The organism is Microbacterium sp. ARD31 (assembly GCF_031844425.1).
The window spans coordinates 262653-284424 of record NZ_JAUZVE010000007.1 but is presented as its reverse complement, the minus strand read 5'-3'; the positions used below and the strand labels follow the sequence as shown (position 1 = coordinate 284424).

Sequence of the window (21772 nt, the reverse complement as noted above, 5' to 3'; positions counted from 1 at the left end):
CCGGAAACGACGGATGCCGCGGTCCCGACCCGTGAGGGAAGGGACCGCGGCATCCGAACCGCGCGCCAGGATTACTTGGCGGCGACCACCTGCAGGGTGATCACGGCGGTGAGCTCGTCGCCGAGGCGAACGGTCGCCTCGTGCTCGCCCACGGCCTTGATCGGCGAGGTGATGTGGATCTTGCGCTTGTCGAGGTCGCCCAGACCGGCAGCCTTGACGGCGTCGGCCACGTCGGCGGTCTTGACCGAACCGAACAGGCGGCCCTCAGCGCCGGCCTTGACGGTCAGCTTGACCGTGTTCGACTCGAGCGTGTTCTTGAGCGCCACGGCCTCTTCGTGGTCGTGGATCGCGCGGGACTCGCGAGCGGCGCGGATCGACGCCACCTGCTTCTCGCCACCGCGGGTCCAGGCCACAGCGAAGCCCTGGGGGATGAGGTAGTTGCGGGCGTACCCGTTCTTGACCTCGATGACGTCGCCGGCGCTACCGAGCCCGGCGACCTCGTTCGTGAGAATCAGCTTTGCCATGTCGGTACTCCTTACCGGCCAGCGCCGGCGTAGGGCAGGAGCGCCATTTCACGGGCGTTCTTGATCGCCTTGGCGATCAGACGCTGCTCCTGCACCGAGACTCCGGTGATACGACGGGCGCGGATCTTCCCGCGCTCCGAGATGAACTTGCGAAGCGTCGCGACGTCCTTGTAGTCGATGACGCCGACGCGGATCGCCTTCGCGGGAGCGGCGTTCTTCGCGCCCTTCCGCGGCTTGCGGCGATCGCCGGTTGCCTTTCCAGCCATGTGTCTTCCTTAAGAGAGATGGATGCCGCGACCCGCGGCATCCGCAATTCGAATCAGAACGGGGTGTCGTCGCCGTAGCTCGTCCCGGGCGCGCTCCAGGCGTCAGGAGCCGAGGACCCGGGCGTGGCCCAGGGCTCGTCCTGCTGCACCTGCGGACGCGACTGCTGCTGACCGCCGCCGAAGCCGCCGCCACCGTTACCGCCGCCGTTGGAGGCGGCGCGGGTGACCTGAGCCGTGGCGTAGCGGAGCGAGGGGCCGATCTCGTCGATCTCCAGCTCGATCGCCGTGCGGTTGTTGCCTTCGCGGTCCTGGTAGGAGCGCTGCTTCAGGCGGCCGGTCGCGACGACCCGCATGCCCTTGGTGAGCGAGCCGGCAACGTGCTCAGCGAACTCGCGCCACACCGACGCGCGGAGGAACAGCGCTTCGCCGTCCTTCCACTCGTTGGCCTGACGGTCGAAGCTGCGCGGCGTCGACGCGATCGTGAAGTTCGCGACGGGCAGGCCGTTCTGCGTGTAGCGCAGCTCGGGGTCTGCCGTGAGGTTACCCACGACCGTGATGATGGTCTCGCCGGCCATGGGCGTCAGGCCTTCGCAGCCTTGCGGGCGGCCTTGGCCTCAGCGCGCTCCTTCTCGGCGGCGACCTGAGCGATCGCCTCCTCGGCGCGGAGGACCTTGGTACGCATGATCTGCTCGTTCAGCTTGAGCTGACGGTCGAGCTCCTGCGTGGCCTCGCTCGTGGCGGTGAAGTTGACGACGGCGTAGATGCCCTCGGTCTTCTTCTGGATCTCGTAGGCGAGACGGCGCTTGCCCCACACGTCGACGTTGTCGATCGAGCCACCATCAGCGGTGATGACCTTCAGGAACCCGTCGAGCTTAGGAGCAACCTGGCGCTCGTCGACCTCGGGGTCGAGAATCACCATGAGTTCGTACTGGTGGATGTGCGTCACTAACCCACCTCCTTCGGACTAGAACGGATGCCGGGCGTTTCCCGGCATCAGGAGGGTTGATGCACGTGTCCGATGATTCCGCGCATGAGCGCAGACGGACAACCACAACAGTCTAGCGGATGCCCGGCCCCACCGCGGAATCGCTCAGTCGACGCCCCAGCGTCCCCGCGGCGTCGGCGAGCTCCGGTGGCCCCACGACCTCGAACGGGACGTCGAAGCGCAGCGCCCACGCGAGCGCTCCCGCCCACGACCAGGATCCGACGCGCACGCGACTGCGGCCGTCGCCGAGGTCCTCGAGCTCCGCGTCGCCCAGGAATGGCACGACCCGCTGCGCGGGCGTCGACAGGATCAGGTCCGCGGTCACGGGCCAGCGATCCTGCTCGTCGGAACCCTTGAACCTCGCGGAGAGATAGGTGCGCGCATCGCCCGCGGGGATCTCGCGCGGCTCGAACGGGACGCCGCCGCCCTGCCGGACCCGCATGCGGTCGAGCCGCAGGATGCGCCAGTCCGCGGCATCCCCTTCCCACGCGACGACGTACCAGCGCCCGTCGCGCACGACGACGGCGTGCGGCTCGATCCGCCGGGCGCGACCGTCGTCGCGGTACTCGATGCGGAGGGTGCGGTGATCGCGGGCCGCGGCGCTCACCGCCGCCACGACCGTCGGCGCCGCCTGCGCGCCCGCCGCGTCCGCCTCGAACCGGATGCCGTCGATGCGGTGGCGCAGGTGCGACGGCATGACCTGCCGCATCGTGGCGAGGGCCCGGGCCGCGGCATCCGCGATGTCGACTCCGGATGCCGACTGCAACGCGACCGCGATCGCCACCGCCTGCTCGTCGTCGAACAGGAGCGGCGGCAGCTCGTCACCGGGCGCGAGGCGGTACCCGCCGTACGGACCCTTGACCGCCGTGATCGCGTACCCGAGTTCGCGCAGCCGATCGACGTCGCGTCGCACGGTGCGCACGGTCACCCCGAGGCGGTCGGCGAGCTCCTGCCCCGCCCAGTCGCGCCGGGACTGCAGGACCGACAGCAGGTTCAGCATCCGGTGCGAGGGCGACGACATGTCCCCATCCTCGTCGAGAAGCGGACAGGAACGGTCCTCTACGCGGAGGAGAGTCGCTGCAGGCAGACAGCCACTCAGCGAAGGACGATCATGACCCTCACCACCACGACCCACCTCAACTTCCGCGGCACCGCGCGCGAGGCCCTCGAGTTCTACGCCCGCGTCTTCGACGGCCAGGCGATGGTGACCACCTACGCCGACCTCGGGATGCCCGCCGACGCACCCGGCGCCGACACGGTCGTCTTCGGCATCCTCGTCGCGGCGGACGGATTCCGCCTCATGGCGTACGACGTCCCGGGGCCCGCCGCCGGCGCCGAGGCGGTTGCGGGCACGACGCACCGCGAGAACGGGATGACGCTCACCGACCGCACCTTCTTCGTCTCGCTGCAGGGGGACACCCTCGACGAGGTCTCCGCACGCTGGGACGCCCTCGCCGAGGGTGCGACCGTCGTCGAACCGCTCGCCGCGTCGGCATGGAGCGCGGGGTTCGGCATGCTCACCGACCGCTTCGGCGTGACCTGGGTCGTCGACGTGCGCACCGCGTGAGCCGGGTCGCCTGACGACGAACGGGACGGATGCCGGTGCCTCGCAGCATCCGTCCCGCTCCCGGGAGCGGCCGGCCGGTACCGTGGCCGTCATGGAGTGGACCGCGGACGTCTCGGCCGGCGACTGGTTGCGCGAGCGCCTCGACGACCCGTGGACCTGGACGATGCACGACGTCGTGCCGCGCGGGTTCGAGGCGTACGCGCGGGTGTTCCACCCGGCATCCGTCACCGAGCTCCCGGGTGAGCGGCTGCCCACGATCGAGGAGTGGGTGGCGGTCACGGCCGACGAGCACCTCCGCGTGAGCGAGCGCCTCGTCACGCGTGACCTCTCGTGGCGTGAGGCGGCGGGGATCTTCGGCGCCGTGTTCCACCCCACGGCCCAGTGGTCGAGCCTGACGCAACAGGAGGACACGGGCGGCACGCTCGTCACGCCCGACGGGCGTTGGGTCGATCCCCCCGAGAGCGGGCAGCTCCTGCCCGAGCTGCTCGCCGCGATCTCGTCGGTCCTCGCGCAGCACACGACCACGCCGGACGACGGGATCGTCGCGCTCTGGGAGGGGCACGGGGCGCTGCTCGGGCACATGGGCGAGGGGCCGTCCCGCGCGTTCTTCCAGATGGGCGACCCCGCCGACCCCGTTCTCGCCCATCACAATCAGATGCTCGGGACGAGCGTGAAGGACGCGTGGAACAACGTCTTCCGTCGGAAGACCTGGCAGGAGGGCATCCTGTCGCGGGAGATCTCCGAGAGTCCTCGGCTCGAGCTCCCGGACCGGGGGCACGTCCTCTTCCGCGGCGGCGTCAGCGAGCTCGCCCGTCCGGACTGGTTCCTCGGCGTGCCCTGGCGCGACCGACCCGCCGAGGAGCACGGCTTCGACCCCTCGGCGCTCAGCCCGAGCATGGTCTGGCCGCAGGATCGTGCCTGGGTGCTCGTCTCCGAGGTCGACTTCGACTCGACGGTGATCGGTGGGGCCGCGAACTGATCGCCGCGCTGGTCGCGGCATCTGATCTCGAAGCACTCGAGATCCCCGAGGGCGCCGCCCTGACGTCCGACTCCGACGAGGTGAACCGATGAGCACATCGACCTTCGACCCGACGCCGCTCACCGAGCCGGTCGACCGGGCAGCTGTCGCTGCGCACCGCAAGGAGCTGCTCGCCGCCGGTCGGCTCCCCTCCGGCGGGGGTGTGTGGGTGGTCGTCGTCGTGGTCGCAGTGTTCCTGTTCGTGGGGTTCTTCGTCGTCAGCATCTTCGTCGAGGTGCTGACGAGCTCCCTCAGCGGAGCGAACCGAAACCCGCTCGCCTTCGGGTTCATCCTCGTCATCTCGATCTTCGCGATCGGCGTCGTCTCGCTCATCATCCGCGGGCTCAAGGGGTCGCACGAACGGATCTACCGCCTTGACCGCTTCGCTCGGGCGAACGGGCTGACGTGGTACGCCGAGGCATCCGCTCCGCCCCTGCCGGGCATGATCTTCTCGCACGGGCACTCCCGCAAGTCGACCGACATCCTGCGGGGCGAGCGTCCGCGGTTCGTGGAGTTCGCGAACTACCGCTACACGACCGGGTCGGGCAAGAACCAGACGACCCACCGCTGGGGGTACGTCGCGATCCGGCTGGCGACGCCGCTGCCGCACATCGTGCTCGACGCGACCGGCAACAACGGACTCTTCGGCTCGAACCTGCCGCAGGCGTTCGACAAGGACCAGCGGCTGAGCCTCGAGGGGGACTTCGACCAGCACTTCGCGCTGTACTGCCCGCAGGGGTACGAGCAGGACGCGCTCTACCTCTTCACGCCCGACATCATGGCGCGCTTCATCGACCACGCCGCGCAGCTCGACGTCGAGATCGTGGACGACTGGCTGTTCCTCTACGCGAAGCGCGACCTGTCGACCCTCGACCCGAACACGTGGGCGTGGCTGTTCTCTGCGGTCGGCGCCGTGCTCGACAAGCTCGCCCAGTGGGAGCGCTGGCGCGACGACCGGCTCACGCAGACCGCGGCCGTGCCGGGCGCGACGGCCGACTCGCTGCCGTTCGCCCCGCCGCTCGGCACGCTGCGCCCGCCGCCGGGGGTCGCCGCGCAGGGCCGACGCCTGAAGGGCGGCGTCTCGTGGCCCGCCATCATCATCGGCGGGCTCTTCGTCCTCGGCGTCTTCGCGATGCAGAGCGGCCTGCTCGACGCGATCTTCCGCTGACCCGGCGCGCCGCGCCCCGGCATCCCCCTTCCCCTGTCACAAACAGCAGCCGCGCGCGGCGTGTTGTGACAGGGGAAAGCCGGGGGGTCAGCGGGCGGACCAGCCGCCGTCCATCGTGTAGCTCGCGCCGCTGACCATGCCGGCATCCGGTCCCGCGAGCCAGACCGCGAGGGCGGCGACCTCCTCGGGTTCGACGAGGCGCTTGACCGCGGCCTCGGCGAGCAGCACCTGCGACAGCACCTCGTCCTCGCCGATGCCGTGCAGCTTCGCCTGGTCGGCGATCTGCTTCTCGACCAGCGGCGAGCGCACGTAGCCCGGATTGATGCAGTTGCTCGTGACCCCGTGGGCGCCGCCCTCGAGGGCGGTCGCTTTCGACAGTCCCTCGAGACCGTGCTTCGCGGCGACGTAGGCCGACTTGTAGGGGGATGCCACGAGTCCGTGCACGCTCGACATGTTCAGGATGCGGCCGAACCCGCGCTCGTACATCGCGGGCAGCGCCGCGCGGATGAGCAGGAACGGCGCCTCGAGCATGAGGCGCATCATGAACGAGAATCGCTCGGGCTCGAACTGCTCGATGGGGCGGACGTGCTGGATGCCGGCGTTGTTCACGAGGACGTCGACGTCAAGCCGCAGGTCGGCGAGGGCCGCCGTGTCGCTCAGGTCCACGGCCCACGCCTCGCCGCCGACGGCGGCAGCGACCCGCTGCGCGCCGTCGGCGTCGACGTCCGCGACCGTCACCCGGGCACCGGCGGCGGCGAGCGCCGAGGCGCACGCCGCGCCGATGCCGCTCGCGCCACCCGTGACCAGGGCGGTCCGGCCGGTGAGGTCGGTCATGCGCGCTCCTTCTCACGGAGCAGTTCGGCCGTGCGGACGGCATCCGCTTCGTCGATCGCCTGCAGCGAGGCGCCCTTCGTCTCGCGCATGAGGACGATCGTGGTCCCGGTGATGAGGCAGGCGATCGCGATGTAGATCGAGACCGGGGTCTACGAGCCGTAGTCGCGCAGCCACTGCGTCGCGAGGATCGGGGCGAGCGAGCCGGCCGCGATCGCCGTGACCTGCGCGCCGAGCGAGACGCCGGAGTAGCGCATGCGGGTCGGGAACAGCTCGGCCATGATCGCCGGCTGCGGCGCGTACAGGAACGCGTGGAACGTCAAGCCGACGGTCACCGCGAGCACGATGAGCACGGGGTTGAGCGTGTCGAACAGCGGGAAGGCGAAGAACGCCCACGTCGCGCTGAGGATCGCGCCCGTCAGGGCGACGGGCCGGCGGCCGAACCGGTCGGCGAGGCGCCCCACCTGCGGAATCACGAGGAAGTGCACGACGTGCGCGATGAGCAGGGCGAGCAGCAGCTGGCTGGTGTCGTACTCGTGGACGGTCTTCAGGTAGACGATCGAGAAGCTGACGACGATGTAGTAGACGATGTTCTCCGCGAACCGCACGCCCATGGCCTGCAGCACGCCGACCGGGTAGCGACGCAGCACCTCGACGACGCCGTACGAGACCGCCTTCTCGGCCTCGACCTGCGCCTTGGCCTCGAGGAAGATCGGCGCCTCCTCGACGTGACGGCGGATGTAGAAGCCGACGAGGACGATGACGGCCGACAGCCAGAAGGCGATGCGCCATCCCCAGCCGAGGAAGTCCTCGGAGCTCAGCACCCACGAGGTGATGAGCAGCACGAGCGTCGCGAGCAGGTTGCCGACGGGCACGGCGGCCTGCGGCCAGCTCGACCAGAACGCGCGCGACCGGTTCGGGCTCTGCTCGGCGACGAGGAGCACGGCGCCGCCCCACTCGCCGCCGACGGCGAAGCCCTGCAGGAAGCGCAGCGCGACCAGCAGCGCGGGGGCCCAGTACCCGATCTCGACGAAGCCGGGCAGGCAGCCCATCAGGAAGGTCGCGACGCCGACGATGATGATCGTCGCCTGCAGGGTGGGCTTGCGGCCGAAGCGGTCGCCGATCTGGCCGAACACGACGCCGCCGAGCGGCCGCGCGATGAAGCCGACCGCGTAGGTGACGAAGGCGGCGATGATCCCGTCGAGCGACGAGCCGGTCTGCGGGAAGAAGTAGGTGCCGAACACGAGGCTCGCGGCGGTGGCGTAGAGGAAGAACTCGTACCACTCGACGACGGTGCCGGCCATCGAGGCGGCGACGACGCGGCGCAGGCCGGACGGGGTGGGGGATGCCGCGGGTTCGGCGGCGCGGGTGGGGGCTGACATGGTCTCTCCGATCGATGTCGTCGATGACATCCGGGGTGGTCTGCTCTGACGCGGGACGCGGTGGCGTCCGCCCCACAGTCTGCGCACCGCGCACCATGAGGATCAATGCCCAGTCCTGCACCCTTCGTGTGCAGAATTGCACACATGGATGCCCGTGGTCGCCTCCGCGCCGATGACCTGCTCGTGCTGCTCGCCGTCGCCCGGTCGGGTCGCTACACGACGGCGGCGAACGCCCTCAGCGTCGACCACACGACGGTCGCGCGCCGCATCGCGGCCCTCGAGGACGCGGTCGGCGGGCGCCTCGTCGCGCAGTCGGGCGGCGGCTGGGAGCTCACGGCGCTCGGCCGTCAGGCGGTCGACACCGCCGGACGGATCGAGTCCGCGCTGACGCAGCTCTCCGGCGCCGGCGAGGACCACGACCCGATCGCGGGTGTCGTGCGCATGTCGGCGACGGACGGGTTCAGCGCGTTCATCGCCGCCCCCGCCGTCGCGCGGCTGCGCCGGCAGCATCCGCGCCTGAGCGTCGAGATCGTCACCGCGACCCGGCGGGCCGCCGCGCACCGTCCGGGCCTCGACATCGAGGTCGTCGTCGGCGCCCCGCAGTCCCGGCGCGCGCAGGGCGTCGAGCTCGGCGCGTACACGCTCGGGATGTACGCCTCGCGCGACTACCTGGAACGGGAGGGGATGCCGCGCGACGCCGCCGAGCTCATGCGGCATCCGCTCGTTTACTTCGTCGACGCGATCCTGCAGGTCGACGCCCTCGACCTGCCGCGGCGCCTCGTACCCGAGATGCGCGACGGACTGAGCTCGACGAACGTGTTCGTGCACGTCGAGGCGACGCGGGCGGGGGCGGGCATCGGGCTGCTGCCGTGCTTCGTCGCCGACCGGCACGACGACCTCGTGCGGCTGCTGCCCGATCAGTTCGACGAGCGGCTGCCGTACTGGATGATCGTGCGGCCCGAGTCGCTGCGGATCCCTGCGGTCGCCGCCCTCGCGGACGCCCTGCGCGACGAGACCGCGGCCGCCGCCGCGATGCTCGCCGGGCGCCGCTGACGCGCGGCGCTCTCCTCCCCTGTCACAAACGGCGGCCGCACGCGGCGTGTTGCGACAGGCGAAGCCCCGGCGCCGCGTCAGTCGATCGCGACGAGCGCCGCGCGGCGGGGCCGGACGATCGGGTCCTGGTACCGGGCCGGGGTGACGGTGATGTCGGTCTGGTCGTCGAACCAGCTGCCCGCGCCGCGACGGCCGAGCACCTTGCGCGCGGTGAGGATGCCCCAGACGAGCGGTGCGCCGACGGCGAGCGCGACGGCTCCCGTAAGCGAGCGGTCCTCGCGGCCGAGCACGGCCTTTCGCTGCCACGCCTCGTGCAGTGCGCCCCCGCGGGCCGTCGGGACGAACCGCGGCGGCAGCAGGCCGCGCCGGCGCAGCGAGACGAGCTGCTCGACGTCGGACCACCAGGTCGACTGCTCGGGGGCGTGGAAGTAGTTGTCGGCGAGCCACTGCGCGTTCGGGTGGCGGAACCGGCGGGCGATCACGTCCTCGGCACTGCCCTGCACGCCGCTGCCGTTGAACACGGTGTTGAGGTGGGTCTTCGAGACACCGAACGTGTCGAGGGCGATGACGGGGACGCCCATCGCCATGGCCTCGATCGCCGCCGTCGAACTCACCGTGACGAGCCCCTCGGCGTTCGCGAGCGCCTGCGCCATCGGCTCGTGCGAGAAGACGAGGTTGTCGGGCCGGTCCCGCAGCAGTTCGGTCAGCTCGGTGCGCTCGTAGTGCGTCTCGGTCTCGCCGAGCTCGGGGCGGGAGCGCAGTTTCACGACGACACGCCGCGACGGGTCGGCGAGGGCCGCGGCCCGCAGGATGCCCGCGATGGCGACCCGGTCGGCGGGCTCGCGCGGAACGATCGCCTGCGCCGCGAAGACCAGGTCGGTGCCGCCCCCGGACGGACGCGTCGGACGCGCGAACGGCAGGGTCGCGAGTCCGAGGCGCAGCTCGAGGCCGAGGCGCTGGGCCAGGTGCCGGAACGCCCGTCGCTCGCGCTGCGAGTGCACGATCATGAGATCGCAGTGCTTGCGGTACATCGCGGCGCCGCGCTGGGCGGGGATCGAGATGCCGGGCAGCCCCGACACCACGACGGGCCGCGGCGCGACGCGGTCGATCTGCCGCATCACGAGCCGCACGAACGGGCCGCGGCCGCCGATGACGACGACGTCGGGCCGGTCCTTCGCGAGCCAGGCCGCGATGTCGTCGCAGGCCAGGCGGGTGACCGCCTCGGGACGGATGCCGGTGCCCGCCAACGCCGCATGCTCCTGCGCCACGCTCACCGTGAGCGGCGTCTTCACGAGCAGCAGGTGGGGGTCCACCGACGGCGCGGAGTCGATGAGCGCCGCCGACCACTTCACGAAGGAGTCGGCGTCGGCGATCGCGACGACGCGCAGGCGTCCCGGACGGTCACCGCGCATGGTCATGCCGGGACGCGGCGCAGCTTCGCCATGGGGGCGAGCTCACCCTCGTAGATGCGCTTCACCCCGTCGCCGAGAGCCGTCTCGATGACGCGGATGTCGCGGACGAGGTGCTCGAGACCGGTCGGCTCGAGCGAGGCGGCGTGGTCGGAGCCCCACATGGTGCGGTCGAGGGTGATGTGGCGCTCGACGGCGACCGCGCCGAGGGCGACGGCGGCGAGGGAGATCTGCAGGCCGCGCTCGTGACCGGAGTACCCGACCGGGATGCCGGCGTAGCGGTCGCGGAGCGAGGCGATCATCTTGATGTTCGCCTCCTCGGGCTCCATCGGGTAGGTCGACGTCGCGTGCATGAGCACCGTGCGGTCGGTGCCGAGCACCTCGAGCGCGCGGTCGATCTGCTCGATCGTGGACATGCCCGTCGAGAGGATGACCGGCTTGCCGGTGGCGCGCAGCGCCTCGAGCAGCTCGATGTCGGTGAGGCTCGCCGAGGCGACCTTGTGGGCAACGACGCCGAGGTCTTCGAGGAACTCGACGCTCGGGACGTCCCACGGCGAGGCGAACCAGTCGAGGCCGCGCATCGTGGCGTGGTCGCCGATCTCGATGTACTGGTCGCGGTCGAACTCGACGCGGTAGCGGTACTCGAGGTAGGTCATCGTGCCCCACGGGGTCTCGCGGAGCGTGTCGCGCATGTGCGCGGGCGTCGCGATCTCGGGGGTGCGCTTCTGGAACTTGACCGCGTTCGCGCCGGCGTCGGCGGCCACGTCGATCAGACGCCTGGCGAGCTCGACGTCGCCATTGTGATTGAGGCCGATCTCGGCGATGACGTACACGGGGTGTCCGCCACCGAGTACGTGGTTTCCGATGGTCACCGTCATGGCGAGTCCTTTCGTCGTTACTCCCCTCAGCGTCGGTTCCGACCGTGAATGACGGATGAACCCGGGGTGGCGAGGACCGGACGACTGGCTGTCGGGTGGGTGCGTCAGCGTGCGGCGAGGACGCGGTCGGCCAGTTCGCGCACCGCTCCGGCGCCCCCGGGGCGCGTCAGCACGACGCGCGCGGCGGCGACGACCTCGGGCCGGGCGTCGGCGACGGCGACGGGCCAGCCGACGAGAGCCATCGCCGGCAGGTCGTTGACGTCGTTGCCGAGGTAGGCCGTCTCGGCGAGGTCGACGCCGCGGACGGCCGCCCACTGCCGCAGCACGCCCGCCTTGTCGTCGACGCCGTGGATCGCCTCGACCTGCAGCTTCTCGGCGCGGGCGCGGACGACCGCGTTCCGCTCCGTCGACAGGATCAGCACCGGCACCCCGGCTCGCCGGAGCAGCGCGACCCCCATGCCGTCGGAGCGGCTGACGCGCACGTGCTCGGTGCCGGCGGCATCCACCCAGGCGGAGTCGTCGGTGTGGACGCCGTCGAAGTCGGTCACGACGACCCGCGCGGCGAGGGGTTCGGCGGGCTCGAGCAGGTGCGCGAGGGTCTGCGCGGTGCGCAGTTGCGCCGGGTCGTCGATCTCGATCGCGGACTCCTCGGGGACCTCGACGATCTCCGTCCGGCCGAAGAAGCGGTGCCGGGCCTCCCGGAACCCGTCGGTCGTGAAGACGTAGAACGCGCCCGTCTCGACGTAGTGCGGGTCGCGGTCCTGCCGGCGCGGTCGGTGTGCGGCGTCGTGACCGAGAGCGGATGCCGCACCGGCGGCATCCCTCCGCCAGACGAACTCGTAGCTCTCCCGCGCTGAGAACACGCTGTCGGCGCGGCCGCCCCGCACGAGCGCCACCGCCTCGCCGAGGGCGGCGGCGGGGATGAAGGGGCTCGTCGCCTGCAGGAACGCCGTCACCCGGGGGGTGATCCCCTCGACCGCGAGGGTGTCGAGGGCGTGCAGCAGCGCGCTCTCGGAGCTGGCCTGGTCGCCGGAGATGTCGGCGGGGCGGTCGACGACGCGCGCCCCGGCGGCGCGCGCGGCGTCGGCGATAGCGGCGTCGTCGGTCGAGACGACGACGAGGTCGATCGCGCCGGAGGTCAGCGCAGCACGGACGGCGCGCGCAACGAGCGGGATGCCGCCGACCCGGGCGACGTTCTTGCCCGGCACGCCTTTCGACCCGCCGCGGGCGGGGATGATCGCGATCGTCTGGGCGGTGCTCGGCGTCACGTCATCCTCCTCGCAGGGCCTTCCAGGCCCGCTTGCCCCGGCGCCGCGCGCCGCGGAGCGCGAGCTGCACCTCGGTGATGCGACTCGCGCCGTCGCGCTGCCCGAGCGCACGCGAGAACAGGCCGGGCGTGCCGCCGCCGGGCAGCGCGAGCGAGGTCAGGCGCGTGCGGGCGAAATACCGGGAACGCTCGGCGGCGGGCGCCGACGCGAGGAACTCCTCGGCGCGCGGCCGCAGGTGCGCGGCGATGACCGGCTGCATGGCGTACCCGACGGCGTCGACGAGCAGCTGCATCCGCTCTCCCGGGTAGGGCGAGTCCGGACGGGTGAGCGCGTCGATGATCGTGACCGGGATGCGGTTGCCGTTCTCGAACGGGGTGAGTCGCTGCAGCAGCAGATCGGTGCCGACGGCGCCGATGGGCAGGCCGGTCAGCGCCTGCAGCGTGGGCAGGGCCGTCGAGAAGCCGGCGACCCCGCCGACGAACGGCAGCCGCACGGCGAGGACCTCGGCGGGGGTGCCGCCGCGGAAGACGGTGAAGCTCACCCCGCGCGCGGCGGCGTGCGCCGCGAGGTCGTCGATGAGGGCGGGGGCCGACGACGGATGCGGCTTGAACACGATCGAGCCCGGGCGCCACTCGAGCGCACGGTCGATCATGTCGCACTGCATCCGCAGCTCCTCGTCGGCCGAGATGAGCTTCAGCGCCGAGAGGTACTGCCCGAGCACGAGGGCCGGACGATCGAGCTGCACGAGCGCGTCGATCTCGGGGTCGTCCGTCGCGGCGGCGACCTCGTCGACGACCGCGCGGAGGGCTGCGGGTGGCACGGGTACTCGAGCGGCAACGGGGAACAGCAGCGGCTCGACGCCCGGCACGGTGTCGGCGTAGACGACGGCGGTGACCCGGCTCGCGACGGTGTGCGGCCAGCGATTGCGGATCGGCGAGTACGTCATGAGGCCGTCTCCGACGATCGACACGTCGGCACCGGCGAACACGTCGATGAACACCCGCGACGGCGCGACCTGCGGGCTCTGCAGGAACAGCTCGACGGCCGCGTCGCCGATCCCCCACGCCTGGCGCAGCAGGCGCTCGAGGATGGGAGCCGCGTTCGCGGTCACGCGCCAGTGCGGCGGGCGCTCCGGGGCGAGCAGAGCGTTCAGGTCGACGACGCGGTCGAAGCGCGCGCGGAGGGTGGCCAGGTGCGCGGCGTCCCCGATGCCCGGGGCGGCTTCGGGGATGATGGCCGCGTTCACGGCGACGAGGATGCGTCCCGACGGGGATGCCGGGATGACCCCGGCATCCATCGCCGCGACAGCGGTCATGAGTCCGTACGCGGAGTTGAGGACGAAGATCTGCGTCATGCGGTGCGCACCTCGCGCACGAGGCGCGCAAGGATGCGGCGACGGCGGTCCGACAGCCGCGACAGCGCCGGGTCGATCTGCTCGGCCGGGATGGCGCGCAGCAGGTCACGGATGCCGGTGCGCAGCGCCGTGCGGTCGGCGGTCGACATCGCGCGGGCGCGGAACAGGTGGTAGGCGCACACGGACATCGTCGTCGTCGCGATCTTGGGGAGGAAGCGGTCGGCCTCGTCGTCGGCCTCGACGACGCGGATCGCCTCGGCGAAGGCGGGGAGGAAGTCGAGCTGGCGCCGGTCGAGCACCTGCGTGAGCGAGGTGGTGACGCCGCGGCGGTACAGGATCGCGGGGGCGTCCACGACCGCGAACGATTCCGCGCGCAGGTGCAGGCGCCAGATCCACGGGCGGTCCTCCGCCGTGAACAGGCCCGGCTCGAAGTGCGCGAGACCCCGATCCAGCACGCGCCGGTGGAACATGCCCGCCCAGGCATAGGGGTAGTCGACCATCGTCGTCTCGTCGGCCGGCATGATCGCGTCGCGCGGCGACACGACCCGGCCTCGGCGACCGTGCGGTGCCCGCATGAGGCGTCGACGCCCGTCGGTGTCGGTGACGTGGTCGGTGCGGACGAAGTCGCATTCCAGCCGGCGCATCGAGCCGACGAGGCTCTCGAGGCGCTCGGGGTGCATCCAGTCGTCGCCGTCGACGAAGCAGAAGAAGTCGGTGTCGACGAGGTCGAGTCCCTGGTTGCGCGCCGCAGCGAGGCCGACGGGCTGCGCGTTCGAGATGATCTCGACGTGGGGCATGTCGCGCGCGAAGTGCTGCACCTGCGCGCGGGTGTCGTCGGTCGAGCCGTCGTCGATGACCACGAGGCGCAGGCGGCCCGGGTCCTCGAACTGCCGGCCGAGCGTCGTGACGGTCGTGCCGATGTACGGACCGGCGTCTTTCGCCGGCAGGATGACGGTCACGATCGGTGAGGACACGCCGCGATCCAAACAAGCGGGCGTGACCGGAAGGTGGCCTCCGGGTGAACGGTCGTGGTCGGGCGCTCAGGCGAGCCCGAAGGCGGCGAGCTCCTCGTCGGTCAGCATCCGGGACCGGATGAGGAACCGCATCCCCGTCGGCCCTTCGACCGAGAACCCCGCGCCGCGCCCGGGGACGACGTCGATCGTGAGATGCGTGTACTTCCAGTACTCGAACTGGGATGCCGACATGTACACCTCGATCGGATCGTCGAGGCCCGCGTCGATCTCGCCGAGTTTCACGTCGCCCGCGCCGGTGAGGAACATGCCCACGGGGTAGCACATGGGGCTGCTGCCGTCGCAGCATCCGCCCGACTGATGGAACATCAGCGGACCGTGCTGCGCGGTGAGGGTGCGCAGCAGGGCCGCCGCCTCGTCCGAGACGGCGACCCTGCTGTAGGTGGTGTCGGTCATGGGGTGACGGCTCAGAAGAAGCCCATCGCGCCTTCGGCGTACGACACGAGGAGGTTCTTCGTCTGCTGGTAGTGATCGAGCATCTTCAGGTGGTTCTCGCGTCCGATGCCCGACTGCTTGTACCCGCCGAAGGCCGCGTGGGCGGGGTACTGGTGGTACGTGTTCGTCCACACACGGCCGGCCTCGATCGCACGTCCCGCCCGGTACATGGTGTCAGCCGAGCGGCTCCAGACGCCGGCACCGAGACCGTAGAGGGTGTCGTTGGCGATGTCGATCGCGTCGCCGAAGTCGTCGAAGCTCGTCACCGAGACGACCGGGCCGAAGATCTCCTCCTGGAAGATCCGCATGTCGTTCGTGCCCTCGAACACCGTCGGCGCGACGTAGTATCCGCCGCTCAGGTCGCCGCCGAGGTCGACCCGCTCACCGCCGGCCAGCAGCTTGGCGCCGCCCTGCTTTCCGATGTCGATGTAGCTGAGGATCTTCTCCAGCTGGTCGTTGGAGGCCTGCGCACCGATCATGGTCGCCGGGTCGAGCGGGTTGCCCTGCACGATCTTCGAGACCCGGTCGAGGCCGTCGCCCAGGAACTGGTCGTAGATCGACCGCTGGATGAGAGCGCGTGACGGGCACGTGCACACCTCGCCCTGGTTCAGCGCGAAGAACGTGAAGCCCTCGAGCGCCTTGTCGTAGTACGCGTCGCGATCGCGCGCCACGTCGTCGAAGAAGACGTTCGCGCTCTTGCCGCCGAGCTCGAGCGTAACGGGGATGAGGTTCTGCGATGCGTACTGCATGATGAGCCGGCCGGTCGTGGTCTCACCGGTGAAGGCGACCTTGCGGATGCGCTTGTGCTGCGCGAGGGGCGCGCCCGCCTCGATCCCGAAGCCGTTCACGATGTTGACGACGCCCGCCGGAAGCAGGTCGCCGATGATCTCGAACAGGAACAGGATGGATGCCGGGGTCTGCTCGGCGGGCTTGAGCACGACGCAGTTGCCCGCGGCGAGGGCGGGAGCGAGCTTCCACGTGGCCATGAGGATCGGGAAGTTCCACGGGATGATCTGGCCGACCACACCGAGGGGCTCATGGAAGTGGTAGGCGACGGTGTCCTCGTCGATCTGGCTGAGCGAGCCCTCCTGAGCCCGGAGCACACCTGCGAAGTAGCGGAAGTGGTCGACGGCGAGCGGGATGTCGGCGGCCAGCGTCTCGCGCACCGGCTTGCCGTTCTCCCACGTCTCGGCGACGGCGATCTTCTCGAGGTTCTCCTCGATGCGGTCGGCGATCTTGTTGAGGATGACGGCGCGCTCGGCGGGCGTGGTCTTTTTCCACGACGCGAACGCCTTCCACGCGACGTCGACCGCGCGGTCGATGTCCTCGACGGTGCCGCGGCCGACCTCGCAGAACGGCTTGCCGGTGACGGGAGTGATGTTCTCGAAGTACTGGCCCTTGACCGGCTCGACGAACTCGCCGCCGATGTAGTGGCCGTAGCGCGCCCGGTACTCCGCGACCGCGCCCCGCTGGCCGGGTGCGGCGTAGACGCTCGAGACGCCCTCTTCGACGATGGTCATGCTGTCTCCTTCGACGGACATGGATGCGGCGTCAGCGCCGCGGATCGGATGCCGGCACGCTACGCCGCGCAACGTTGCATCCGGTTGCGGGCCGGCATCCCCCCGTCCCCGCCTTCCCCTGTCGCAACACGCCGCGGCGCCCTGCCGTTTGCGACAGGGGAACGACCCGTCAGGCGGTGAGGGCCTCGAGCCGGGCGACGAGCCCGGGGCGACGCGGCGAGCGCGGCGGCAGCAGGCGCAGGCACAGGCGGAGCACCTCGGCATCCTCCCGCCCGTCGGCGCTGTCGGCGTAGGCGAGCAGCGCTTCGACGCCGGCCTCGCCGATCATCGTCTCGCGCAGGGTGGCCCGCACCGACGTGCGCAGCTCCTCCACCCCGGGCGCGACGGAGTCCGGCAGCACCGGCCCGGTGTACGCGGCGAGGGCGACGCGGTGCGCCCCGCGGTCGAGCAGCGACACGACGTGCTGCACGTCGGTCTCGAGCTCCGCCGGCAGCCGGTACGGGCGCGACAGCGGCACGAGCTGAGGTGCCTGCTTCTCGAGCACTCTGCGCAGCCGCACCATCTCGGGACGCAGGGTCTCGACCGCGGGCTCGCCGTAGACGAGGTCGGCGAGCGCCTCGGCCGACAGGCCTTCCCGGTGGCTGGCGAGCATGAGCAGGATCTCCGCGTGTCGTGCGCTGAGCTCGACGACGGATGCCGCGGCATCCCCCTCCGTCTCGAGCAGCGCCCGGTCGCGCCCCAGCACCCGCAGGGTCGCGTGCCGGACGGTCGCGGCGCGGGGGGCTCGGCGCCGGGGCGCCTCGGCGCGGGAGCGCAGCCGTCCGACGAGCAGCTCGCCCTCGATGGCGCGCGCCGTCGCGTCGACGAGCAGCTGCGCCTGCGGCGTGACCGCCTCACTGCCGCCGGTCACGTCGATCACTCCGAGCAGCCGCCGGGTCTCGGGGTCGTGGACCGGCGCCGCGGTGCACGACCACGGCTGCACGAAGCGGTTGAAGTGCTCGGCCTGCCGGATCTGCACCGCCCGGTCGAGCGCGAGCGCCGTACCGGGCGCCGAGGTGCCGACGGATGCCTCGGCCCAGTCCGCGCCGGCGACGAACCCCATGTCGCCGGTGAGGGTGCGCACCCCGCGGTCGCCCTCGACCCACAGGAGGCGACCCGAGGCATCCCCGACCGCGACGATGACACCCGACTCCTCGGCGGAACCGGGCAGCAGGAGCGAACGCACCATCTCCATGACCCCGGCGAGCGGATGCGCCCGCCGGTAGGCCTCGAGCTCGTCGGCGGTCATGTCGAGGCGCGGGAGCCCTTCGGCGGCGGCATCCGAGGCCAGCGACCGGCGCCACGACTCCCGGACCAGCGGTCGGACGTCCTCGAGCCGCGGATCCCCGGCGTTCCCGGCGAGGAGCTCCTCGTGCGCGCGCTCGATCAGCAGGCGCGAGGTGGCGGGCGCGACCTCGACCCGGGCGGACCACGGCGAGCTCATGGGGCTCCGATCATCGTCGAAGGAGCGGTGCCGGTCAGTCTAAGTCGACCTGCCCGGGAACGACAGGGCGGGGGCGGCCCGCGGCCAGGCGACCACCCGCGCTCGCCTGTCACGACACGCCGTCGCCGGCCGCAGATCGTGACAGGCGAGCGGCCCCGGGGCCCCGCCGCCGGGCCATGATGAAGGCATGAGCTCCGCGAAGTCCGTCGCCGCCGTCGTCGTCCGTCGCCTGACGCGGTGGGGCACGGCATCCGTCGTCGTCGGCGGCGCGCTCGCGCTGTTCCCGCGCACCCGCGCGTTCGGCCTGCAGAACCTGATGTGGGGCGCGATCGACGCCGGTCTCGCGGCGTTCACCCGCCGTCAGCGGAGCGTCCCGAAGAAGCGGATGCTGCGCCGCATCCTCCTGGTGAACGCGGCGCTCGACGTCGGTTACGTCGCCACCGGCGCCCACCTCGCGGCGCGTACGCCCTCGTTCGGGGGGCGCCTGAGCCGGGCGGATGCCCGCGGACACGGTCTCGCGATCGTCATCCAGGGTGCCGTCCTCTTCGTCATCGACCTCACCGCAGCGCGACGCCTGCGCTGAGCCGCGTGCGGCGAAGCGGGCTCAGCCCCGCGCGGCCCACCACTCGCGCAGGCGCTGCTCGGCGGCATCCGCTCCGATGACCCCCTCGTCGAGGCGGATGTCCAGCAGGAACCGGTACGCCTCCCCGACCTCGCGACCGGGACGGATGCCGAGGACCTCCTGGATCCGGTTGCCGTCGAGCTCGGGACGCATCGCGTCGAGCTCCTCCTGCTCGGCGAGCGCGGCGATGCGCGACTCGATGTCGTCGTACGCGGTTCGCAGCCGCGCCGCCTTGCGCTTGTTGCGGGTCGTCACGTCGGCGCGCGTGAGGATGTGCAGCCGCTCGAGCTGATCGCCCGCGTCGCGGACGTACCGCCGCACCGCCGAGTCGGTCCACGCGCCCTCGGCGTACCCGAAGAAGCGCAGGTGCTGCTCGATGAGCTGACACACGGCATCCGTCGTCGCACCGTCGAACCGCAGCGCCTGCAGCCGCTTGCGCGCCATCCGCGCGCCCTTGACGTCATGGTGGTGGAAGCTGACCGCGCCGCCCGGCTCGAGCTTGCGGGTCGCGGGCTTGCCGATGTCGTGCAGGAGCGCGGCGAGGCGCAGGGTCACGTCGGGCGCCTGACCCGGGTGCCGCTGCTTCTCGAGGTCGATCGCCTGCGCGAGCACCGTGAGCGAGTGCTCGTAGACGTCCTTGTGGTGGTGGTGCTCGTCGACCTCGAGCCGTAGGGCCGGGACCTCGGGCAGGAAGAGCGCCATGAGGCCGGTGTCGACGAGCAGACGGATGCCGCGGTCCGGCGCCTCCGTCGACAGGAGCTTCACGAGCTCGCCTTGGATGCGCTCGGGGCTCACGATCGACAGGCTCGGCGCGAGCCGGCTCATCGCCTCGAGGGTCGCAGGGTGCACGTCCATGCCGAGCTGGCTCGCGAAGCGGGCGGCGCGCAGCATCCGGAGCGGGTCGTCGCCGAAGCTGACGTCCGGATCGGTGGGGGTGCGCAGCGACCCGCCGACGAGGTCCTCGACGCCGCCGGTCGGGTCGACGAGCGACGGTCCCGGGATGCGGAGCGCCATCGCGTTGACCGTGAAGTCGCGCCTGACCAGGTCTTGCTCGAGCGTGTCGCCGAACTCGACGGTGGGTTTACGGGTCGCGCCGTCGTAGCTGTCGGCGCGGTAGGTCGTGATCTCGACCTGCTCGCCCCGGATCTTCGCGCCGATCGTGCCGAAGGCGCGGCCGATGTCCCACGTCGCCGTCGCGAGCGGTTTCACGATGCGCAGGATGTCGTCGGGTCGCGCGTTCGTCGTGTAGTCGAGGTCGTTGACGGTGCGGCCGAGCAGCGCGTCGCGGACGGGTCCGCCGACGATCGCGAGCTCGAACCCGGCATCCGCGAACGCGCGGGCGAGCGTGGCCGACACGGGAGCCTCGGCGAGCGCGCCCAGGCGCGCGAGACCCTCGGCCATGTTCAGCATGCCTACGAGCCTACCGACGGCATCCCGCGCGCCGCGCCTCACACCACGCGCAGGAACCCCGTGAACGCCAGCTCGCGCACGCGCGGCAGCAGGTCGGCGCGGAGCGCGGCGGCATCCACCTCGAGCAGGTCGGCGATCGCGTCGATGAGCACGCCGAGCGGCAGGTCGCCGTCGCACGCGCCGACGAGGGCGGCCAGCGCGGGGTCGACGTTCAGCACGCGCCCGAATCCGGCGCCCTGGCGCAGCTCGATCACCGAGGGTTCCTCGGCTCCCGGGCGGTGGTGGCGGGCCTCGGTGACGTCCGACGCCACGACCGCGGTCGCCTCGGCCAGTCCGTCGTCGTCGAGCAGCCCGAGGCGGTCCCACGCCGCGAGCGCGGCCCCCAGGTGCGGCCCCAGGGCGCCGGGCACCGGCTGGGTGACGCGCTCGTAACGGGCGAGGGGCGGCATTCCGATCGGCGTCCGTCGCAGCAGCAGGTACCCGAAGCCGACCGCCGTCACCCCGCGCGCGGCGAAGTCGGCGAGCCACGCGTCGATGAGGCGGGCGTAGTCGGGGCTCCCCGGCGCCGTGCCGCCGTCGCGCACCCACAGTTCGGCGTACGCGAGCGGGTCGAGCTGCTCTCGTTCCACGATCCATGCGTCGAGCGGGTGAGCGGATGCAGCGACCCACTCGCGCACGCGGTCGAGACCGTCCCGCCCGTCGCGATACTCCCAGTTGCCGAGCAGTTGCGCCGTCCCGCCGGGGGCGAGCACTTCGCCGACGCCCGACACGAACGCCGCGACGAGGTCGTCGCCCGCGAAACCGGCATCCCGGTACTCGTACTCGGGCACCCCGGCGACGCGCGGCGTGATGACGAACGGGGGATTCGAGACGACGCGGTCGAACTCCTCGCCCGCGACGGGCTCGAACAGGCTGCCGTGGCGCACCTCGATCCCGTCGACGTCGTTGAGCGCGGCGTTCAGCAGCGTGAACCGCAGCGCCCGCTCCGACACGTCGGTCGCGACGACGCTCGACGCGCTCCGCCGCGCCCGCAGGGCCTGGATGCCGCATCCCGTCCCGACGTCGAGTACGCGTCGCGCGGGGGTGTCGAGCTGCAGACCGGCGAGCGTGAGCGAGGCGCCGCCGACGCCCAGGACGTGCCCGGTCGGCAGCGCGCCGCCCAGCGCCGCCTCGTCGAGGTCGCTCACGATCCACCACCACCCCGAGCCGGCGGCATCCGTGTAGTCCTGCGGGCGCAGCAGCACGAGCGGTGTCGCGGTTCCGCCCTCGACGCGCACGATCCCGAGCGTCACGAGACCCGCGACACCGGCGGTCGGCAGCGCGCGGTCGAGGTCCGCGGCCGGGGCGGCATCACCGAGGAAGAGCGTGCGGCACAGCGCCGCGAGCGCGTCGCTGCGGCCCGCGAGCGCGCGCCGGGCGGGCGCGAGCAGGCCGCGGCCGATCGCGTCGTCGGCGAGCGGTCCCCACGCGGCGCGGACGGCGTCGGCCGTATACCCGGCGGCGGCGAGGTCGGCGCGGAGCGCGGCGGTCGTGGACGGGTCGGGATGCCGGATGTCGCTCACCGTCCC

General features: G+C 71.8%; 21 protein-coding genes and 1 pseudogene. 5 read left to right on the top strand and 17 right to left on the bottom strand.

The annotated features are described in order from the left end of the window. Positions 1–71: 71 nt before the first annotated feature. The 5 genes from rplI to Q9S36_RS20255 all read right to left on the bottom strand — a co-directional run bounded on the left by rplI (position 72) and on the right by Q9S36_RS20255 (position 2796). Positions 72–524 (bottom strand): 50S ribosomal protein L9, encoded by a 453-nt coding sequence (gene rplI, locus Q9S36_RS20275; protein WP_064002775.1) that lies wholly within the window; start codon positions 522–524, stop codon positions 72–74. 11 nt (positions 525–535) lie between these two features. Next, positions 536–790: a 30S ribosomal protein S18 gene (gene rpsR, locus Q9S36_RS20270; protein ID WP_005054609.1), complete on the bottom strand. Its 255-nt coding sequence runs from the start codon at positions 788–790 to the stop codon at positions 536–538. A gap of 53 nt (positions 791–843) precedes the next feature. Next, the gene (locus Q9S36_RS20265) at positions 844–1365 is read right to left on the bottom strand and encodes a single-stranded DNA-binding protein (RefSeq protein WP_311286679.1); all 522 of its coding nucleotides are present in this window, start codon (positions 1363–1365) and stop codon (positions 844–846) included. A 5-nt stretch (positions 1366–1370) separates the two neighbouring features. Further along, positions 1371–1736, bottom strand: coding sequence for a 30S ribosomal protein S6 (gene rpsF / locus Q9S36_RS20260; RefSeq protein WP_269454691.1), 366 nt, complete (start codon positions 1734–1736; stop codon positions 1371–1373). 112 nt (positions 1737–1848) lie between these two features. After that, positions 1849–2796 carry a WYL domain-containing protein gene (locus Q9S36_RS20255; RefSeq protein WP_311286678.1) on the bottom strand — a complete coding sequence of 316 codons (948 nt, stop codon included), beginning with the start codon at positions 2794–2796 and terminating at the stop codon, positions 1849–1851. Between the two features lie 90 nt (positions 2797–2886). Here Q9S36_RS20255 and Q9S36_RS20250 point away from each other — a divergent pair, with 90 nt between their 5' ends. The 3 genes from Q9S36_RS20250 (at position 2887) to Q9S36_RS20240 (ending at position 5528) form a co-directional block, all read left to right on the top strand. Beyond that, positions 2887–3342 carry a VOC family protein gene (locus Q9S36_RS20250; protein ID WP_311286677.1) on the top strand — a complete coding sequence of 152 codons (456 nt, stop codon included), beginning with the start codon at positions 2887–2889 and terminating at the stop codon, positions 3340–3342. A 91-nt stretch (positions 3343–3433) separates the two neighbouring features. Further along, positions 3434–4321 (top strand): hypothetical protein, encoded by an 888-nt coding sequence (locus Q9S36_RS20245; RefSeq protein ID WP_311286676.1) that lies wholly within the window; start codon positions 3434–3436, stop codon positions 4319–4321. 88 nt (positions 4322–4409) lie between these two features. Then, entirely contained in the window at positions 4410–5528 is a 1119-nt protein-coding gene (locus Q9S36_RS20240) for a hypothetical protein (protein ID WP_311286675.1), read from the top strand. 87 nt (positions 5529–5615) lie between these two features. On the opposite strand, the gene Q9S36_RS20235 is transcribed toward Q9S36_RS20240, so the two are convergent. Both Q9S36_RS20235 and Q9S36_RS20230 read right to left on the bottom strand, forming a co-directional pair. Then, positions 5616–6362, bottom strand: a complete 747-nt coding sequence (locus Q9S36_RS20235) for a 3-hydroxybutyrate dehydrogenase (protein WP_311286674.1) — start codon at positions 6360–6362, stop codon at positions 5616–5618. Further along, positions 6359–7741 (bottom strand): annotated as a pseudogene (locus tag Q9S36_RS20230) (MFS transporter). The gene Q9S36_RS20235 and the pseudogene Q9S36_RS20230 overlap by 4 nt, the downstream one beginning before the upstream one ends. Positions 7742–7885: 144 nt before the next feature. On the opposite strand from Q9S36_RS20230, the gene Q9S36_RS20225 reads away from it, so the two are divergent. Continuing rightward, the gene (locus Q9S36_RS20225; RefSeq protein WP_311286673.1) at positions 7886–8794 is read left to right on the top strand and encodes a LysR family transcriptional regulator; all 909 of its coding nucleotides are present in this window, start codon (positions 7886–7888) and stop codon (positions 8792–8794) included. Between the two features lie 77 nt (positions 8795–8871). On the opposite strand, the gene Q9S36_RS20220 is transcribed toward Q9S36_RS20225, so the two are convergent. From Q9S36_RS20220 to Q9S36_RS20185, 8 genes are all read right to left on the bottom strand, one after another. Further along, entirely contained in the window at positions 8872–10212 is a 1341-nt protein-coding gene (locus Q9S36_RS20220) for a DUF6716 putative glycosyltransferase (protein ID WP_311286672.1), read from the bottom strand. Continuing rightward, on the bottom strand, positions 10209–11081 hold the full coding sequence (locus tag Q9S36_RS20215; protein WP_311286671.1) for an N-acetylneuraminate synthase family protein: 873 nt from the start codon (positions 11079–11081) through the stop codon (positions 10209–10211). Before Q9S36_RS20215 ends, Q9S36_RS20220 begins: the two co-directional genes overlap by 4 nt. A 104-nt stretch (positions 11082–11185) precedes the next feature. After that, positions 11186–12349: an acylneuraminate cytidylyltransferase gene (locus Q9S36_RS20210; RefSeq protein ID WP_311286670.1), complete on the bottom strand. Its 1164-nt coding sequence runs from the start codon at positions 12347–12349 to the stop codon at positions 11186–11188. 1 nt (position 12350) lies between these two features. Beyond that, positions 12351–13703: a polysialyltransferase family glycosyltransferase gene (locus tag Q9S36_RS20205; RefSeq protein WP_311286669.1), complete on the bottom strand. Its 1353-nt coding sequence runs from the start codon at positions 13701–13703 to the stop codon at positions 12351–12353. Continuing rightward, positions 13700–14677, bottom strand: coding sequence for a glycosyltransferase family 2 protein (locus Q9S36_RS20200; protein ID WP_311286668.1), 978 nt, complete (start codon positions 14675–14677; stop codon positions 13700–13702). The genes Q9S36_RS20205 and Q9S36_RS20200 overlap by 4 nt, the downstream gene beginning before the upstream one ends. Before the next feature lie 66 nt (positions 14678–14743). After that, complete coding sequence (locus tag Q9S36_RS20195) at positions 14744–15130, bottom strand: DUF779 domain-containing protein (protein ID WP_217528859.1); 387 nt, start codon at positions 15128–15130, stop codon at positions 14744–14746. Positions 15131–15141: 11 nt separating this feature from the next. After that, on the bottom strand, positions 15142–16689 hold the full coding sequence (locus tag Q9S36_RS20190; protein WP_311286667.1) for an aldehyde dehydrogenase family protein: 1548 nt from the start codon (positions 16687–16689) through the stop codon (positions 15142–15144). 169 nt (positions 16690–16858) lie between these two features. After that, entirely contained in the window at positions 16859–18172 is a 1314-nt protein-coding gene (locus tag Q9S36_RS20185) for a GAF domain-containing protein (protein WP_311286666.1), read from the bottom strand. A gap of 187 nt (positions 18173–18359) precedes the next feature. Here Q9S36_RS20185 and Q9S36_RS20180 point away from each other — a divergent pair, with 187 nt between their 5' ends. Further along, positions 18360–18755, top strand: a complete 396-nt coding sequence (locus Q9S36_RS20180) for a DUF6992 family protein (RefSeq protein ID WP_253036012.1) — start codon at positions 18360–18362, stop codon at positions 18753–18755. A gap of 21 nt (positions 18756–18776) precedes the next feature. On the opposite strand, the gene Q9S36_RS20175 is transcribed toward Q9S36_RS20180, so the two are convergent. Together Q9S36_RS20175 and Q9S36_RS20170 are read right to left on the bottom strand one after the other, a co-directional pair. Next, positions 18777–20204, bottom strand: a complete 1428-nt coding sequence (locus Q9S36_RS20175; RefSeq protein ID WP_311286665.1) for a CCA tRNA nucleotidyltransferase — start codon at positions 20202–20204, stop codon at positions 18777–18779. Between the two features lie 38 nt (positions 20205–20242). Next, entirely contained in the window at positions 20243–21766 is a 1524-nt protein-coding gene (locus Q9S36_RS20170; protein WP_311286664.1) for a methyltransferase, read from the bottom strand. Between the last annotated feature and the right edge of the window lie 6 nt (positions 21767–21772).